We start from the raw sequence: 15,999 nt of genomic DNA, 5'->3' as shown, positions 1-15,999 counted from the left end.
ATGGGAGAACAATAATCATGCTGAAATCAAGACATCTGGGCCTTGGCGCCGTGCTGGCGCTCGGCGTTCTGGCAACCGCAGCGTTCGCGCAGGAAAAGCCGGTGGCGGGCGAGGTCAAGGAAGGCTCGCTGAAGGGCAAGACGCTGACGCTCGTTTCCTATGGCGGCATCTACCAGGACGGCCAGGCCGCCGCGCTCAAGGAGTTCGTCGAAAAGTCCGGCGCCACGCTGCTCAATGACGGGCCGACAGAGATCGCCAAGTTGCAGGCGCAGGTCGAATCCGGCAACGTCACCTGGGACGTCGTCGACACCGCCGACCTGCCGCCTTACGTCTATTGCGGCAAGCTGTTCCAGAAGCTCGATTTCAGCAAGCTCGACGTCTCCAAGGTGCCCGAGGGCCAGGTCGGCGAATGCTCGGTGCCGGCCATGAACTACGGCGTCGTGCTGATGTACAACAAGGAGAAGTATGGGGATAACCCGCCCAAGAACTGGGCCGATTTCTTCGACACGGAAAAGTTCCCCGGCACACGCGCGCTCGACGGCTCGGGCGATCCGACCGGCGGCTTGCTGGAGCAGGCGTTGAAGGTGTCGGGCGGCGATCCAAAGGCGATGACGGTGGCCGACATCGACAAGTCCATCGACGTGATCCGCAAGCTCGGCCCCGACACGATCTACTGGAAGACCGGTGCTGAATCGCAGCAACTCGCCGAGTCCGGCGAGGCCGACATGCTGATGATGTGGACGGGCCGTGCCATGACGGCGGTGAAGAACGGCGCCAAATACGCGCCGGCCTGGCAGGACTGGCTGGTGGTGATGGACCAGATGACCATTCCGGTCGGCGTCAAGGATACGGATGCGGCTTATGCGCTGCTCAATGCCTATCTCGGCAAGGGGCCGCAGGAGATCCTGGCGCAGCAGACCTCCTATACGCCGATCAACAATGACGCGCAGCCCAAGGTCGATGCGTCGGTCGCCGCCTTCCTGACCAACACGCCCGAGCGCCAGAAGCAGGGTTACAAGCAGAACATCAAATTCTGGGTCGAGAACTTCCCGGTGGCGCAGGAGAAGTGGTCGGCGCTGATGGCCGGCAACTGAACAGCCAAGCGAGAGCCAGGCCGTGAGCGCGTCCGAACCCATCGCCCAACCCGCCGCCGATGCGCGGCCGGGTCGGGCATGGCGGCCGTTCGCGCTCACGGCGCCGGCGCTCATCCTGCTCGTCGCGGTGATCGGGTATCCGCTGCTCACCATCGTGCTGCGCAGCCTGTCGGAACCTGAGTGGGGGCTGCAGAACTATGCCTGGTTCTTCGGCGCGCCGGTCAACCTGACAGTGCTGCAGCGGACTTTCGTCATTTCGGCCTGGGTGACGCTGGTCTGCGTCATCGCGGCCTATCCCTATGCCTATCTGATGACCGCGGTCGGGCCGCGCGTCCGGCTGATGCTTGTGCTTTGCGTGCTGATCCCGTTCTGGGTGAGTGGTGTGGTGCGAACGCTGTCATGGGTGATCCTGCTGCAGGATTCGGGCGTCATCAATTCGTTGCTGCGCTCGGTCGGGTTCGGCGGCGTCAAGCTGATCCGCACCCAGACCGGCGTGGTCATCGGCATGGCGCAGGTGCTGTTGCCGTTCATGATCCTGCCGCTCTATTCCGTGATGCAAGGCATCGACCTCAGGCTGATGCGTGCGGCGCAAAGCCTCGGTGCGCGGCCGTCGCGCGCGTTCTTCACCGTCTATCTGCCGCTGTCGCTGGCCGGCGTCTATGCCGGCGCGATCATCGTCTTCATCCTGTCGCTCGGCTTCTACATCACGCCTGCTTTGCTCGGCGGCCCGCGCTCGACCATGCTGTCGACGCTGGTGCAGACGCAGGTGCTCAGCCTGCTGCAATGGGGCAGGGGCGGCGCCATGGGCGTCGTTCTGCTGGTCACCACCTTCGTGCTGCTGGCGCTGGCAGCACCTGTGATGCGGTCCAGTCATCGGGAAGCGGGGCGGCGCTGATGGAGATGAAGCCGCTCACCCGCGTTCTTCTCGGGCTCGTCTGCCTGCTGGTGGCGATATGGCTGGTGGCGCCGACGCTGGTCGTGGTGCCGATGTCGTTCAACGAAAACAAATCGCTGGCCTTTCCGCCGCAAGGCTTTTCCTGGCAGTGGTACCAGAATTTCGCCACCAATCCGGACTGGTCGAACAGCTTCCTGAATTCGCTGAAGGTCGCCTCGATCGTGGCGGTGCTGGCGACGGTGCTCGGCACGCTTGCCGCCTTCGGCCTCGACCGCATGAAGGCGCGGCCGGCGAACCTTTTGCGTATGCTGATGCTGACGCCGATGGTGGTGCCGGGCGTGGTGCTGGCGATCGGCATCTATGCCGTCTATCTCGACACGCAGCTCGTCGGGACGCTGCTCGGCTTCGTGCTGGCCCACACCATCCTTGCGCTGCCCTTCGTGCTGATCGCGGTCTCGGCCAGTCTCGAAGTGTTCGACCGCCGGCTGGAGACAGCCGCCGCGAGCCTGGGCGCCGGCGCACTGACCACGTTTCGCACGGTGACGCTGCCGCTGATCGCGCCGGGCGTGCTCTCAGGCCTGCTGTTCGCTTTCGCCACGTCGTTCGACGAGATTGTCGTGTCGCTGTTCATCACGAACCCCTATCTCAAGACATTGCCGGTGCAGATTTTTGCCTCGATCACGCGCGACGCCGATCCGACGGTGGCGGCTGTCGGCACGATCCTGCTTTTCGCGACCACGATCCTGATCGGCGGCGGCATGCTCCTTCTTGGCCGCGAGCGGAAAGGACGCCAATGAATCCGAAGCCGACAAGCAAGGGCGCGGCGATCGATCTCGAAGCGATCAGCAAGGCCTATGGCGGCTTCAAGGCGCTGGACGGCGTGTCGCTGCGCATCGAGCCCGGCGAGTTCATGACGCTGCTCGGCCCCAGCGGCTCGGGCAAGACGACGACGCTCAACGTGATTGCCGGTTTCACCGATGTCACCAGCGGCAAGCTTCTGGTCGGGGAAAAAAGCGTCGTCGGCGTGCCGGCGCACAAGCGCAACATCGGCGTCGTCTTCCAGCATTACGCGCTGTTCCCGCATATGAGCGTCGGCCGCAACGTCGCCTATCCGCTGACGCTGCGCGGCGTCGACCAGGCGACGCGGCAGACACGCGTGGCAAGGGCGCTCGACATGGTCAAGATGGGCGATTTCGCGCATCGCTATCCCAGCGAATTGTCGGGCGGCCAGCAGCAGCGCGTGGCGTTGGCACGCGCCATCGTCTTCGACCCGCCGCTGCTCCTGATGGACGAGCCGCTCGGCGCGCTCGACAAGAAGCTGCGCGAATGGCTTCAGCTCGAGATCAAGCGCATCCATCGCGAACTCGGCACCACCTTCGTCTATGTCACGCACGACCAGGAAGAGGCGCTCGTGCTGTCGGACCGCATCGCCGTGTTCAACCGCGGGCGCATCGAGCAGGTCGGCACCGGCCGCCAGCTCTATGACGAGCCGGCAACGCTGTTCGTCGGCCGCTTCATCGGCGATTCCACCGTGCTGCGCGGCAAGGCGCGCAGCGATGGCAACAGCACCGCGCTGAGCATCGCCGGCGAGACGGTGACGGTACCGCGTAAGCTGTCGGGGGAAGCCAGCCCGGTGATGCTGCTGCGTCCCGAAAAGCTCGCGATCCGAAGAGCCGGCCAAAGTGCTGCCAATGGCGCCAACCGCCTGTCGGGGACGATCGCGGAAGCCATCTATCTCGGCTCGGAATCGAAATACGAAGTTAAGCTCGCCGACGGCTCGGCCGCGATCGTGCGCTCACCGCTGACCGGCGAAAGTTTTGGCCTCGGCGACAAGGTCGAGCTCTGCTTCGACGGCAGCGATGCCAAGCTGCTCGCGGACGACGCAAGCGCCGACACCACACTCACCTGATTCCATCTGGCCTGATCCCATCTGGCCTGATCCCATCTGAAAGTCATTCCATGCAAGCCAAGCGCAACGGCGACATATCGTTCTGGTATGCGGATCTGGGGGCGGTTCCCGTTCCGCGCCCGTCCTTGCCTGGAAACATCGAGGCCGATGTCGCCATTGTCGGCGCCGGCTATACCGGCCTGTGGACCGCCTACTATCTGAAAAAGGCGAAGCCATCGCTGCGCGTCGTGATCGTCGAGCGCGAATTTGCCGGCTTCGGCGCTTCGGGGCGCAATGGCGGCTGGCTGTCGGGCGGCTTCAGCTGGTCGCGCGAAAAATATCTCAAGACATCGAGCCGCCAAGGCGTGATGGCGATGCAGGCGGCGATGGCAGGCTGCGTTGATGAAGTGATCCGGGTCGCGACCGAGGAAGGCATCGACGCCGACATTCGCCGCGTCGACAATCTGACGGTGGCCACCAACGCAGCGCAGTTGGAGCGCGTGCGCGAAGAATGCGAGACGATCCGTTCCTGGGATGTCGACCCGAACCGCGTCGAGATGCTGGACGCCGCCTCAACGCGCACGCGCATCAACATCCGTAACGTCATGGGCGGCTTCGTCGTCCATGGCCAGGCGCGGGTGCAGCCGGCCAAGCTGGTGCGCGGGCTTGCCGATGCCGTCGAGCGGCTGGGCGTGCCGATCTATGAGAAGACGACGGTGACAAGCATCGCCAAGGGCAGCGTGACGACAGACCGCGGTACGGTGCAGGCGGAGACGATCATCCGCGCGACCGAGGGTTTTACATCAGGCATCCCCGGCGAGGAGCGGACCTGGCTGGCGCTCAACAGCGCGCAGATCGTGACTGAGCCGCTGCCTGCCGACCTGTGGCGCGACATCGGTTGGGAAGGGCACGAACTGCTCGGCAATGCGGCGCATGCCTATTGCTATGCCCAGCGCACGCGTGAGGGACGCATCACGATGGGCGGACGCGGCGTGCCTTATCGCTACGGCTCGCGCACCGACGTCAACGGCCAGACGCAGCAGGCCACGATCGACCAGCTGCACACGATCCTGACGACGCTCTTGCCGCAGACCAAGGGATGCCGCATCGATCACGCCTGGTGCGGCGTGCTCGGCGTGCCGCGCGACTGGTGCACCACGGTCGGCCTCGATCCCGCGACCCGCATCGGCTGGGCCGGCGGCTATGTCGGCCTCGGCGTGTCCAGCTCCAACCTTTCGGGGCGCACGCTGGCTGACCTTGTTCTCGGGGCAAACACCGAGCTGACGAAGCTGCCCTGGGTCAACCGCAAGGTCAGGCCATGGGAACCGGAGCCCTTCCGCTGGCTGGGCGTGCATTCGATGTACCAGCTTTATCGCATTGCCGATGGCCGCGAGGCGGCAGGGCTTGCGCGCACCTCGAAGCTGGCCGCGTTGGCCGACAGCATCACCGGCCACTAAAGCCATTTGTTCTCACGCAATTCCGGGGCAGACCCCTTTCCTGGAATTGCTCTTATCCATGGAGCTAGACTTGATCGATCTTTCGACCTTCCACGATCTCGCCAAGGCCGAGATCGGCGCGTTCTCTCCTAAGCCAAGCTCGATTGAAGGCGATCAGGTCGAGGCCGTGCGCTCGTTCTTTCAATCGCCTGACGGGACTGTCGATGTCGGCATCTGGGAATGCACGCCCGGCCGCTTCACCGCCGATCGTTCGGACTCGTCGGAGATCTGCCACATCATTTCGGGGCGCGTGGAACTGAGCCGCATCGATGGCGAGGTGCGGGAACTCGGTCCGGGCGATCTCCTCGTCCTGCCGCAGGGCTGGAAGGGCGAGTGGCTGATACGCGAGACCACGCGCAAGCTCTACATGATCCAGAGCGCCGGCTGACCGGCGCTACGGCTATGGCGAGCTCAGTGATCGATCGGCCCCTTCGGCGAGACCAGCGCGGTGCCGGCGGTCGTCGGGCGCTCGATCAGGCGGCGCACGCGCGGCGGTTCGTCGCCGCTGTGCAGCGCCCGCACCCGCTCGCCGACGACGGCGTCGGCATGGGTGGCGCGCCGGTTGTGGCGGATGTATTCCAGCCAGGTCGGCGTGTGGTAGTGTTCGATCCAGACTGCGGGATTTTCTAGGTCCCGAGCCAGCGTCCAGTTGCGGGCGCCGTCGCGGCGGCGGATGCGCCCGCGCTCGGCCATGGTGGCGAGGAATTCGGGTACATCTTCGTCGCGGATAATGTACTCTATCATGATGGCGATGGGGCCGCTGCGCGGCTTCAGGTCGAGGCCGAGATGCGGCTCCTTGAAGCGGTTGAGCGGGTCGAGGTTGAGAGTCGTCTGCTGCGGCAGCGGCAGGAACAGGCCGATGGCGCCGCCAACAAGCATCGCGATGGCCGCCGCAATCAGCGCGGTTTCGGCGCCATGCGCATCGGCAACGACGCCCCAGATCCAGCTGCCCAGCGCAATGCCGCCGAAGGTCGCCGTCTGGTAGACCGACAGCACCCGGCCGACGACCCAGCGCGGCGTCGACATCTGCACCGTGACGTTGAAATGCGACAGCGCGATCACCCAGCAGGCGCCGCCGATGAGCAAACCCGCCGCAGTCTGCCAGGCATTGAGGCTGATGGCGGCATTGAAGGCGCAGACGGCAAAGCCGGCGAAGGCCATCCGCACCATCGTCTCGCTGGACAGCAATTGTCTGAGACGCACGCTTATCAGCGCGCCGCCGACGGCGCCGATGCCGAAGGCGCCGAGCATGATGCCGTAGGTCAAGGCATCGCCCTTGACGACGTCGCGCGCCACCAGCGGCAGCAGCGCCAAAACCGCGCCGGCGCTGAAGCCGAAGGCGGAGCCCCTGACCAGCACCTTGCCGATGTTGGGCGACATGGCGACATAGCGCAGGCCGGCGCCCATGGCGGCGCCCAGCGTCTCGCGCGGCAGCGTCGAGACCGGCAGCTCCGGCTTCCAGCGGAAGAGCACGATGATGAGACCTATATAGCTCAGCGCATTGGCGGCGAACGCAGCAGCCGCACCAGCGGCGGCAACGATGATGCCGCCGATCGCCGGGCCGACGCTGCGTGTCAGGTTGAAGCCCAGTGAATTGAGTGCAACCGCGGCCGGCAGCTTGTTGCGCGGCACCATGTCGCCGACCGATGCCTGCCAGGACGGGTTGTTGAGCGCCGTGCCGCTGTCGATTAGGAAGGTGAAGGCAAGCAGCGTCCACGGCGTCATCCAGCCGTTCCAGGTGAACAGCGTTAGAAGTGCAGAGACGACCAGCATGAAGATTTGGGCGATCAGCATCACCTTGCGCCGGTTGAAGCTGTCGGCGATGGCGCCGGCGACGAGTGCAAACAGCATGATCGGCAGAGTGGCCGAGGCCTGGACCAGCGCCACCTGATAGGGCGACGTGGCGATGGTGGTCATCATCCAGGCGGCGCCGACGCCCTGGATCAGGCCACCGAAATTCGACACCAGGCTGGCCGACCAGACGGCGCGGAAGATGCCGTGCCGGAACGGCGCCAGCGCCGAAACGCGTTCGCTGTCCGGCTCGTCATCGATCATCAGACCTGTCCCACCTTAACGTGCTGGTTTCGTCCGCGGGGACGACAATCATGGCATCCGTTTGAAATAGAGCACGACATCCAAAAGGGCGAACGCGTCTTCGAAAAAGATCATGGTCCAACAACAGGATAGCAAGGCGAAAATACGTCAGCCGGGAATGGTCCGCTACCCAGAGCGATGTTCTCATTGGTCCACTGCGCGGGGCTGTCGGCCGCGCGCGAAGTCAGCTTCTGTCCCGGGCAGCGGTATGCAAGGCTTCGGTCAGCGTGCCTGTCGTCTCGCCGCCGGCGTGAAGGCGCAGGAAAAGCTCCATGCCGACAAGCCGCAGCCTGGACGGTTGCTCGCGCCGCGCCAACTGGACCATGTCCTCCAAATTCGCGGCGGGCCATTTCAAGGCATCGCGCAGGAAACCGCCGCGTAGCAAAGTCTCCGTGCCGGCCGAAAATTGCGACGACATCTCGAAGCCGATCTTGCGCGCCTGGACGTTCTGGCGCGGAATATGCTTTTCAGCGACCTTTCGCAAAAGCCATTTTCCTGTTTTGTCGCGGTATTTCTGCCGCCTCGGCAAATGGATGGCGAAGTCGATCAGGCGGTTTTCCAGGAACGGGACCCGCAGTTCCACGGACGCCGCCATGCTCAGCCGGTCGTGCCGGTGCAGGATGTCCTGCAGATGCGAATAGAGGTCGTAGAGGCAACTACCGAGAAAGGCGCGATCCGCGGGCGGCATAACCGGCTCCAGGCGGTCGAAGATCTCGGTTTGCAGAAAATTCAGCTCCGGCGACAAAGCACGCAGGACCATGCTGCGATCCATTTGTGAGTGGCTTCCAGCCGAGACCTTGTAGGGGGCATGACGCTGTTGCTCGAATCTCCGGTCGAGCGAGCGCTTCGAATGGACCAGGCGCCGGGGCCACGACCAGGAACGCCACTTCTTCATGCTCAAGGCCTGCAAGGGGTAGCCGCCAAACAATTCGTCTGCGCCTTCGCCGGTGAGCAGCACCTTGACGCCATCGGCCCGGCATCGTTCGGCAAGCGCCAGCAGTGCGACATGGCTGGCGTGCCAGCCATCGCTTTCAAGATGCCAGATTACCCTTGGCCAAAGTTCGAAAAACCGGTTCCTGTCGACCGGCACCCGGCGCAAGGGCACGCCGACATGGCGGCCGGTGCGTTCGGCGTCTTCGGCCTCGCTGTTGCCGAGCTGCGGGTCGACGACATAACCGTGGACTTCCGGCCTGAACCGCTTTGCCAGCGCCGTTATCAGGCCGGAATCGACACCGCTGCTGCAGGCGGTGGCAACGCTGGTATCGGCGATGCAGTGAAGTCCGACGCTGTCCTTGAGCAACGCCTCGAGCGTCGCCATGTGTTCAGCATCAGCGGATGCATCGCCGGTAATGCGCGCGGTCTCCAGCACGTCCAGCACATGCCAGAAGCGGCGCTTCTCGATAACGCCATCGGTGATCTTCCACAGGCCGGCGGGCGGCAGGCGCTCGATGCGGTCGAACAGGCTGTAGCTGGAATCGCGGCTCTGCCAGGCAAGCCGCAAGGTGATCTCGCGGCTGTCGATGTCGCGCGGAAAACCGTCGCAGGCGAGGATCGCCTTGTCCTCCGAGGCGAACAGGATTCGCTCCGGCGTGTCGGCCACCGACATCGGCTTGATTCCAAGACGGTCACGCGCAAGCCACAGCGCACTGCTGCGAGCGTCGAAATAGGCGAAGGAAAACATCCCGTCGAACAGCGGCACGGCTTTTTCGGGGCCCCAGTGATGCAAGGCTTCGAGAACCACTTCGGCATCGCAGATGGTTCGAAAGACGACGCCTTGCGCCTGCAGCGTTTCGCGCAGCGAGCGGTAATTGTAGACCTCGCCATTGTAGACGAGAACGCCATCGCCGGAAGAAGTCAGCATCGGCTCACGGGCGGCGGGCGAGGGATCGATGATGGTAAGTCGGCGGTGACCGAGCGCCAGCCGATTGTTGTGCCAGCTGTCATGATCGTCGGGGCCGCGATGTACCAACGCCTGCATCATGCTGGCGACATCCGACAGGTCGTTGGCGTCGATCGGGTTTCGTTTGCGCCAGACGCCGGCTATTCCGCACATGGCCTGCCGGTGAGTTCTGCCTGAGTCATGGCCTGCAATCTAGCCGGAACACAGCCGCCTGCAAGCGCTGCCTAGAACCCGTTTTCAATGCGCTCGAAAATGACGTTGGTGAAGGCCGAGATCTGGCTGCCGATGAACGGACCGGTCAGCGCCACGACCAGCATGATGGCGACGATCTTGGGCACGAAGGTCAGGGTGATTTCCTGGATCTGGGTCAGGGCCTGGATCAGGGCAATGCCGATGCCGACCACCATGGCGACCAGCACCACCGGCGCGGAAGCAACAAGCACCGTCCATACCGCGTACTGGACGATGTCGAGTGCGTCGGCCTCGTTCATGTGAGCGCGCCTCTATGGAACTGTCTAGCTGGCCGGCTTTATCGAAACGCCCGCGCCGACCGGCACTTCGGTGCCGTTCTGCAACACGGCGATCACGCCGTTGCTTGCAAGCCTGACCGAGGCCACGACGCCGGTCGTCTTGCCGTCGGCCGAGGTGATCGAGCGGCCGATCAAGGCATCGGCCTGCGACAGCGCCGAGGACTGCATGATCTGGTCGAGCTTGGTGTTGGTCTGCACCGATTGCTCTACCTGCGAGAAGGTGGCGAGCTGGGCGACATACTGCGTCGAATCCATCGGTTTCGTCGGATCCTGGTTCTTCATCTCGGCGATCAACAGCTTCAGGAACGACTGGTAGTCGACCGCTGTCTTCGACGTCTGCTGGGTGCCCTGGTTGGCGCCCGTGGGGATCGTCGTCGTCATGTCCACATTCATCAGTATTGTGCTCCCACGGCCAGCGGGCGCTTCGCACCCTGAACATCGTCATTGCCGCCAAGTGCGCGGCGTTCGAGCGGATAAAGCGCACGGATAGCCTTCAGCGCTTCATAGATATGGTCTTCGCCGACCATGCGGTCGATCTGCTTCAGCGCGCCACTGATCTGCTCATCCTCGAAGCTTGCCAAAAGCAAGGGCAGCGAGCGGCGGAACATGGCGCGCGCCTCGATGGCGCCGGCCGGGTTCATCAGCATCACCTGCAGGATGAAATAGAGCTGCTTGAGCGGCGTCAAGGCATCGTCGGCCTGGATGACATGGTTCTCGAGCAGGAACTGTACGTCGTTCATCAGCTCGACGGTGACCTTGCGGTCGACGCGGATGACGGCGCCGTTGATGTAGATCTTCTCGTTCGGCTTCAGCGATATCTTCAGCGTGTTGGTCATTGAATGCCGTCCCGGATGATCTGGGACACTTCGATCAGCCCTTCGAAATTGTCGGTGCGGCCCTGGCGGATGTCCTCGGCCTCGCGCAGCAGCCACAGGCCGATGGAGATGAGGTTGGCGCGCAGTTCCTTGGGCAGGACATTGTCGCTGGAACCGAGATCCTCGACGAAGGTGGTCCAGACCCGGTTGGTGAAGTGCAGCGCTTCGACCGCCTCCATCGAGGTGTGGCCGACCGCCGCCGCCGCCGCCAGCATTTCGATCGAGCGGGTCAAAAGCTGCCGCTCGCGATCTTTCGCATCGGCAACGGAGTCGGTCTGGATGTCGGCGTAGGAGAATTGGTACATCGTTTGGCTCTACCGTTGCGGTTGAGATTGTCAGGTCAGGTAGTTCAGCAGGCTCATCTGCTGCAGGCGCGCGGTCAGCGCGAAGGACGTCTCGATATGCTGCGTCAGATCCGCGACGCGGGTGGCTGCCTCGGCGGGGTCGACGCCTTCCAGATCAAGGATATGGCGCTCGAACAGGTCGACCTGCGTCTTCATGCGGTCGCTGGCGTCGGAGACCCGCTTCTCGGCAAGGCCGGTCTCGGCCTGCAGTTGCCCTAGCCCGCCCAGCGCCTCGCCGACCATCGCCTGGGCGCGGCCGACAACGGTGGTCTTCGCCGCCTGGCTGATATTGCCGGACAGCAGGCCGGTGATCAGGGCGGAAGCCATGGCGAGCTTGCGGATGCTGTCGTCATTGGCGCTGGCCGAGGTCTGGGTGGTTTCGCCCAGCGAAATGCGGCTGACGATCTGCTGGTCGGTGGCGTTCGACCAGTTGGCCTGCCAGCCGGAGCCCATGAACTGCGGCAAGACATTGCTGGTGATGAAGCCGTCCATCTGGGCGGCGGTGATGTTGGCAGCGAGCGGATCGGCCTGCGTGAAGCCGAAATACGACGAGAAGGAAGCGTCGAACGCCGCCTTGGCCGGCGAGCCCGCGGCGGTGAAATCGTCGATCGGCTTGACGTCGGTGTTGGTGCCGGCAAACAGATATTCGCCGTTGACGCTGGCGTTGAGGATAGAGGTCATCTGCTGCACGGCGGCCTTGCCGGCTTGCTGCGTGATGGTGCTCGAGGAATTGCCGGCGGCGGTCAGCGCGGTCAGCAAATTCTGCGCAGTGTCGGAAAGCTGGCCAAGCGCAGCCTGCGTCGAGGACAGCCGCGCGGTGACCAGCGAATTGGAATCGATGATGACGTTCAACCGGTCGAGGTCGCGCGAGAAGGTGACCGCCTGCGAGGTGCGCGCGCCGAGCGCCAGACCGACATCGGCGACGGTGCCGGTCGTCGATTCCTTGGTGGCTTTGACCAGTTCGGCCTGCATGCGCATCTGCTGATAGCGCGCGGCGTTGGAGAGGGCGGCTGATGAGACGGATGTGGCTTTCATGGCTTATCCTACGGCATCGAGCAGGGCCGACAGCATGTCGTCGACGGTTTTCATCATGCGCGCCGAGGCCTGATAGGTGTGTTCGAGGTCGAGCAGCAGCGACATCTCCTGGTCGACATTGACGCCGGTGTCGTTGGACAGCGCCTCGGCGGTGCGCGATGCCAGCGCTTCCTTGGCGTCGGCGTTGCTCGAGGCCTGCTGGCGCTGGCCTTCGAACCAGCCAATGGCATTGGCGGCGTAGTCGGACACGCTGGACGTGACGGTGATGCCGGCCGCAGCGTCGAAAGGCATCGGCTTGTCGAGCTTGTCGCCATAGCCGATCAAGAGCTGCGAATAGGAGGCGTTGCCGGCAGTGTTGGCGATATAGGCCGCACCATTGGCGCCGCCGTCGCGCAGCAGCACCGGATTGCCGCCGACGCTCGAGTCCATTGCGGCGTTGACCTTGATCGAGCCGGCAAGCCCGTCGATCAGCGTGCCGGCGGCCGGAATGGCGGGCGCACCCGACCAGGTGAACAGGCCGGTTCGGTCGGGCTGCGAAGGTGCTGTTTCGGCAAAGGCGGTGATGAGGCCGCGCGCCACTTCGTCGAGCTGGCTCTGCATCGTCGCCGCGACGCCGTCGCGCAAGGTGATGAGCCCGGCGAGCTTGCCGTCGGCGCTGGTGTTGCCGCCAGCCCCGGCGCTGACCGGCACATTGTCGATGTAGATGGTGTTGCCTGGTGTGCCGGCCGTGTAGCCCGCCGACGGGGTGAAACTTACCGAGCGCGGAATGGTCTCGAACAGTGTCGTGCCATCCTTGGTGGTGATGACCATGTCGTTGTCGCCACGCGTGAAGGTCGACACCGGCACATAGTCCGCGATCTTCTTCAGCAAAGCGTCGCGCTGGTCGAGCGCGTCGGATGCGTCGGTACCCGAACGGGTTGCGGAGATGACCGCCTTGTTGGCGTCCTGGAACTGACTAAGCAGCGAGTTGAGATCGTTAACCGCCGTTGATATCTCGCCATCGGCCTGGGTGCGGAAATCCTGGATCGCGTTGGTGCCGTCGTTCAGAGCGCGCACCACCTGCTGGGCCGCGTCGATGACGCTGGAGCCGAGGTTCTGGTTGGATGGCGTAGCGGCGTAAAGCTGCAGCGCGTTCTGCAGCTTGCCGATCGCGGTCGAGGCAGAGGAGGCGTTGTCGACGCCGTTGACGGCAACGGCGAGGCGGTCAATTCCGCTGTAAAGCGTGCTCTGGCCGCTCCATGCCGATTGCGCGCTAAGGTTCTGGCGAAACAGCAGGGCGTTGGTGGCGCGCTGGATCTCGACCGAGCGGGCGCCGGGCGCGCTGCTGACGACGACCGCCGTGCGGCGGGCATAGTCGGGGTTGCTGGCGTCGGCAATATTGCGGGAAAGGACGCTGGTCTGCTTCGATGTGGTCTGAAGCGACTGTTGGGCTATGGTCAATGCGGAAGTCAGCGACATGCGGGTCTTTCACGAGGCCAGTGGGGAGGGGATGACGTCTCTGCCCTGTCGGCGGCGTCGGCGTTCGGAAACCTGCAATTCCAGACCACCCCGGCCGGTTTGCCGGTGTGGCCTTGAATTCGAAATCCGCGCACCGCGCTGCTCTGGTTTGGGTTCATTCCCCTGGCGCCCGTCGTTTATCTCTTCAGGTTGACAAGGACATCCATGAGGTCGGAACCGGTCTGGAACACTTTCGAGTTAGCGGTGTAGCTGCGCTGCGCCGCGATCATGTTGGTCAATTCCTCGGCGATATCGACGTTGGAATTTTCCAACGCGCCGGAGATGATGCTGCCGAGCTTGCCTTCATTGGCGAAGCCGATGCGCACGGTGCCGGAGTCGGTGGACTGCGCATAGACATTGCCAGGCAGTGCGGTGAGGTTGTCGGCGCTCTGGACGTCGGCCAGTGGGATCTTGAACAGCGGCTTGGTCGAGCCGTCCTGATACTGGGCGTAAATGACTCCGTCCTCGCCGATCTGGATCTTTTCGATCGTGCTGGGCGCGTTGCCGTTGACCTTGGCTTCGGAGACCGTGAAGCCGGTGCCGAGCTGAGTCAGCTTGGACAAATCGAGGTCGAGCGACGCACCGCCCGGTACGGGGATGGTAATCGAATCGACGGCGCCGGTGAGTTTGCCGGTGGTGGTGTCGAAGGTCAGGTTGGCCGTGGCCAGCGCGCCGCCCGTATAGGGAAAGGATGTGCCCGGCGTCGCCTGGGACTGGTCGAACACAGAGACCGACCAGGTGCCGGTCCCGGTGTTGGTGAAATAGAGGTCGAGCAGCTTCTTGTTGCCGAGATTGTCGTAGGTGACCATCGAGGATTTCGACGTGTATTCCGCCGTCGGGCTGTTGGTGGACGGCAGCGGACCGGCGGGCGGCGTGGCGCCGGCCGGCAGATTGGCGTTGAAGTTGCCCGCGGTGCTGGGCGTCGCGGTCATTTCCTGGTCGGAGATCTGGACCGGCACCAGCCCTTCGAAACCGTTGGCGGTGGCAGCCGGTGTGCCGTTGGCGTAGCTGTAGGCCATCAGCTGGTAGCCGGCTGCGTTGACCAGTCTGCCCTGAGCGTCGGGAACGAATGCGCCGGCGCGGGTGAGGAAAGGCGTTCCGCTGGGGTCCTGGACGACGAAGAAACCGTTGCCGTTGACCGCAAGGTCGGAAACCGAGGTCGTGTACTGCAGCACGCCCTGGGCGCTGATGGCCGAGCGGATGGTGGTGTTGACGCCGCCGGAATTATAGGCGCCGCCGACCTGCGGCATGATCAGCGTCGAAAACTCGGCCGAGGATCGCTTGTAGCCGGTGGTGTCGGAATTGGCGATGTTGTCGGCTGTGGCCGAAAGGCGGTTGGCCTGCGCGTTCATGCCGGAAACGCCGGTCCGCATCATTCCGTAAAGGCTCATCGAACGTCTCCTCAATGCCCAACATCGTTGGGCCCATCTGTGGTCGCGAGGATATAATTTCTGTCTTGCGCGAGGCTGGCGCAGACCGCCATCAGAACACCAGCCGGTAGCCAAGGAAGCGCTTGGAATCTATCGGGTCCTGGCCGAGCTTTTCGCGCAGCTTCTTGCGCAATTTGGAGATGTGGCTCTCGACGACGTTCTCCTCGACCTCTTCGTCGAAGATGCCGTAGATGGCGTTGAAGACCTGGGTCTTGGTGACGCGGCGTCCGCGGTTGCTCGCCAGATATTCGAGGATGCGGCGTTCGCGGCGCGGCAGAGGCAACGGCTGGCCATCGATCTCGGGATCGCGGCCGTCCATGAAGATGCGCATGGCGCCGATCTCGGTATAGCTGACGTCCTCATGGGCGCGGCGGCGGATGGCGGTGATGCGGGCCAGGATCTCCCGGATATGGACCGGCTTGCGGATGACGTCGTCGACACCGCTCTCGAACAGCCGCAGCGTATTTTCAAGCGAGTGCTGTTCGCTGAGCGCGATAACCGGAGCGCCGGTGCGGTCGCGGATCTGGCGTGGCGAGATGGCGCCTTCGCGGCAGTCGCCGATGAGGAAGGCTCGGACCGATCGCAAATCCGTGTCGGCGGCCGATGTCACCCACTCGCCGAATTCACCGGACGCGAAGCCTGCACAGGCGACGCCCTCACGATCGAAAAGTGAATTATAGCCTTCAGTTACGAGCTCACGCTCGTCAACGATTACAATCATCGGCCCCGCCTCCGAATCAGATCATCTGCCCCGTGGGAAGAGCCGTAACCGGTGCCGGGAATCCTGAACAACCATCATTTCTTGTAGCTATTTTCTTGGGAGTTATTTCGAGTTTCGAAATAACCGCAATCAGGAGGTTGTATCGTTGGTTGCCGAACGGGTGACGTGGCACGTCACCCGCCGGGCGTGGATTTGCAGCC

At 63.8% G+C, this 15,999-nt stretch carries 16 protein-coding genes; 6 read left to right on the top strand and 10 right to left on the bottom strand.

Going from position 1 to position 15,999, the window contains the following annotated elements:
- The first annotated feature begins 17 nt into the window (after nt 1–17).
- Genes AC3CCE_RS05850 through AC3CCE_RS05825 form a run of 6 tightly spaced genes read left to right on the top strand, consistent with a single transcriptional unit; the run spans nt 18 to nt 5,761 of the window.
- The gene (locus AC3CCE_RS05850) at nt 18–1,094 is read left to right on the top strand and encodes an extracellular solute-binding protein (protein WP_352624293.1); all 1,077 of its coding nucleotides are present in this window, start codon (nt 18–20) and stop codon (nt 1,092–1,094) included.
- Between the two features lie 22 nt (nt 1,095–1,116).
- The gene (locus tag AC3CCE_RS05845) at nt 1,117–1,989 is read left to right on the top strand and encodes an ABC transporter permease (RefSeq protein ID WP_352624292.1); all 873 of its coding nucleotides are present in this window, start codon (nt 1,117–1,119) and stop codon (nt 1,987–1,989) included.
- A complete protein-coding gene (locus tag AC3CCE_RS05840; protein ID WP_023695739.1) occupies nt 1,989–2,786 on the top strand; it encodes an ABC transporter permease in 798 nt (265 codons plus the stop codon). The genes AC3CCE_RS05845 and AC3CCE_RS05840 overlap by 1 nt, the downstream gene beginning before the upstream one ends.
- Nucleotides 2,783–3,898 carry an ABC transporter ATP-binding protein gene (locus AC3CCE_RS05835; RefSeq protein ID WP_023686365.1) on the top strand — a complete coding sequence of 372 codons (1,116 nt, stop codon included), beginning with the start codon at nt 2,783–2,785 and terminating at the stop codon, nt 3,896–3,898. Before AC3CCE_RS05840 ends, AC3CCE_RS05835 begins: the two co-directional genes overlap by 4 nt.
- 50 nt (nt 3,899–3,948) lie before the next feature.
- A complete protein-coding gene (locus tag AC3CCE_RS05830) occupies nt 3,949–5,334 on the top strand; it encodes an NAD(P)/FAD-dependent oxidoreductase (protein ID WP_023695740.1) in 1,386 nt (461 codons plus the stop codon).
- Nucleotides 5,335–5,392: 58 nt separating this feature from the next.
- On the top strand, nt 5,393–5,761 hold the full coding sequence (locus AC3CCE_RS05825) for a cupin domain-containing protein (protein WP_081725355.1): 369 nt from the start codon (nt 5,393–5,395) through the stop codon (nt 5,759–5,761).
- A gap of 23 nt (nt 5,762–5,784) precedes the next feature.
- Here AC3CCE_RS05825 and AC3CCE_RS05820 read toward each other — a convergent pair whose 3' ends face one another.
- The 10 genes from AC3CCE_RS05820 to AC3CCE_RS05775 all read right to left on the bottom strand — a co-directional run bounded on the left by AC3CCE_RS05820 (nt 5,785) and on the right by AC3CCE_RS05775 (nt 15,799).
- Complete coding sequence (locus tag AC3CCE_RS05820; RefSeq protein WP_023671898.1) at nt 5,785–7,428, bottom strand: MFS transporter; 1,644 nt, start codon at nt 7,426–7,428, stop codon at nt 5,785–5,787.
- 223 nt (nt 7,429–7,651) lie between these two features.
- Entirely contained in the window at nt 7,652–9,520 is a 1,869-nt protein-coding gene (gene asnB / locus AC3CCE_RS05815) for an asparagine synthase (glutamine-hydrolyzing) (protein WP_023691732.1), read from the bottom strand.
- A 71-nt stretch (nt 9,521–9,591) separates the two neighbouring features.
- Nucleotides 9,592–9,858 carry a flagellar biosynthesis protein FliQ gene (fliQ, locus tag AC3CCE_RS05810; RefSeq protein ID WP_023671896.1) on the bottom strand — a complete coding sequence of 89 codons (267 nt, stop codon included), beginning with the start codon at nt 9,856–9,858 and terminating at the stop codon, nt 9,592–9,594.
- A 24-nt stretch (nt 9,859–9,882) separates the two neighbouring features.
- Nucleotides 9,883–10,290, bottom strand: a complete 408-nt coding sequence (gene flgD / locus AC3CCE_RS05805) for a flagellar hook assembly protein FlgD (protein WP_023683289.1) — start codon at nt 10,288–10,290, stop codon at nt 9,883–9,885.
- On the bottom strand, nt 10,290–10,733 hold the full coding sequence (gene flbT / locus AC3CCE_RS05800; protein ID WP_023671894.1) for a flagellar biosynthesis repressor FlbT: 444 nt from the start codon (nt 10,731–10,733) through the stop codon (nt 10,290–10,292). Before flbT ends, flgD begins: the two co-directional genes overlap by 1 nt.
- A complete protein-coding gene (flaF, locus tag AC3CCE_RS05795; protein WP_023671893.1) occupies nt 10,730–11,077 on the bottom strand; it encodes a flagellar biosynthesis regulator FlaF in 348 nt (115 codons plus the stop codon). Before flaF ends, flbT begins: the two co-directional genes overlap by 4 nt.
- A 30-nt stretch (nt 11,078–11,107) precedes the next feature.
- Entirely contained in the window at nt 11,108–12,151 is a 1,044-nt protein-coding gene (locus AC3CCE_RS05790) for a flagellar hook-associated family protein (RefSeq protein ID WP_023671892.1), read from the bottom strand.
- 3 nt (nt 12,152–12,154) lie between these two features.
- Nucleotides 12,155–13,609 (bottom strand): flagellar hook-associated protein FlgK, encoded by a 1,455-nt coding sequence (flgK, locus tag AC3CCE_RS05785; protein ID WP_023686357.1) that lies wholly within the window; start codon nt 13,607–13,609, stop codon nt 12,155–12,157.
- 176 nt (nt 13,610–13,785) lie between these two features.
- Complete coding sequence (locus tag AC3CCE_RS05780) at nt 13,786–15,039, bottom strand: flagellar hook protein FlgE (protein WP_023691731.1); 1,254 nt, start codon at nt 15,037–15,039, stop codon at nt 13,786–13,788.
- A 91-nt stretch (nt 15,040–15,130) separates the two neighbouring features.
- On the bottom strand, nt 15,131–15,799 hold the full coding sequence (locus tag AC3CCE_RS05775) for a response regulator transcription factor (RefSeq protein ID WP_023683295.1): 669 nt from the start codon (nt 15,797–15,799) through the stop codon (nt 15,131–15,133).
- Nucleotides 15,800–15,999 lie beyond the last annotated feature (200 nt).

This window comes from Mesorhizobium sp. P160187 (genome assembly GCF_057766425.1).
Note: the sequence above shows the minus strand (reverse complement) of the source record. Positions and strands in the feature narration are given on the sequence as shown.

Excerpts from the sequence above, each read along its gene's own strand:
- flaF (WP_023671893.1), bottom strand. The coding sequence starts at position 11,077 with ATGTACCAATTCTCCTACGCCGACATCCAGACCGACTCCGTTGCCGAT.
- AC3CCE_RS05835 (WP_023686365.1), top strand. The coding sequence starts at position 2,783 with ATGAATCCGAAGCCGACAAGCAAGGGCGCGGCGATCGATCTCGAAGCG.
- asnB (WP_023691732.1), bottom strand. The coding sequence starts at position 9,520 with ATGTGCGGAATAGCCGGCGTCTGGCGCAAACGAAACCCGATCGACGCC.
- flgK (WP_023686357.1), bottom strand. The coding sequence starts at position 13,609 with ATGTCGCTGACTTCCGCATTGACCATAGCCCAACAGTCGCTTCAGACC.
- fliQ (WP_023671896.1), bottom strand. The coding sequence starts at position 9,858 with ATGAACGAGGCCGACGCACTCGACATCGTCCAGTACGCGGTATGGACG.
- flgD (WP_023683289.1), bottom strand. The coding sequence starts at position 10,290 with ATGAATGTGGACATGACGACGACGATCCCCACGGGCGCCAACCAGGGC.
- AC3CCE_RS05830 (WP_023695740.1), top strand. The coding sequence starts at position 3,949 with ATGCAAGCCAAGCGCAACGGCGACATATCGTTCTGGTATGCGGATCTG.
- AC3CCE_RS05820 (WP_023671898.1), bottom strand. The coding sequence starts at position 7,428 with ATGATCGATGACGAGCCGGACAGCGAACGCGTTTCGGCGCTGGCGCCG.
- AC3CCE_RS05775 (WP_023683295.1), bottom strand. The coding sequence starts at position 15,799 with ATGATTGTAATCGTTGACGAGCGTGAGCTCGTAACTGAAGGCTATAAT.
- AC3CCE_RS05790 (WP_023671892.1), bottom strand. The coding sequence starts at position 12,151 with ATGAAAGCCACATCCGTCTCATCAGCCGCCCTCTCCAACGCCGCGCGC.
- AC3CCE_RS05840 (WP_023695739.1), top strand. The coding sequence starts at position 1,989 with ATGGAGATGAAGCCGCTCACCCGCGTTCTTCTCGGGCTCGTCTGCCTG.
- AC3CCE_RS05850 (WP_352624293.1), top strand. The coding sequence starts at position 18 with ATGCTGAAATCAAGACATCTGGGCCTTGGCGCCGTGCTGGCGCTCGGC.
- flbT (WP_023671894.1), bottom strand. The coding sequence starts at position 10,733 with ATGACCAACACGCTGAAGATATCGCTGAAGCCGAACGAGAAGATCTAC.
- AC3CCE_RS05825 (WP_081725355.1), top strand. The coding sequence starts at position 5,393 with ATGGAGCTAGACTTGATCGATCTTTCGACCTTCCACGATCTCGCCAAG.
- AC3CCE_RS05780 (WP_023691731.1), bottom strand. The coding sequence starts at position 15,039 with ATGAGCCTTTACGGAATGATGCGGACCGGCGTTTCCGGCATGAACGCG.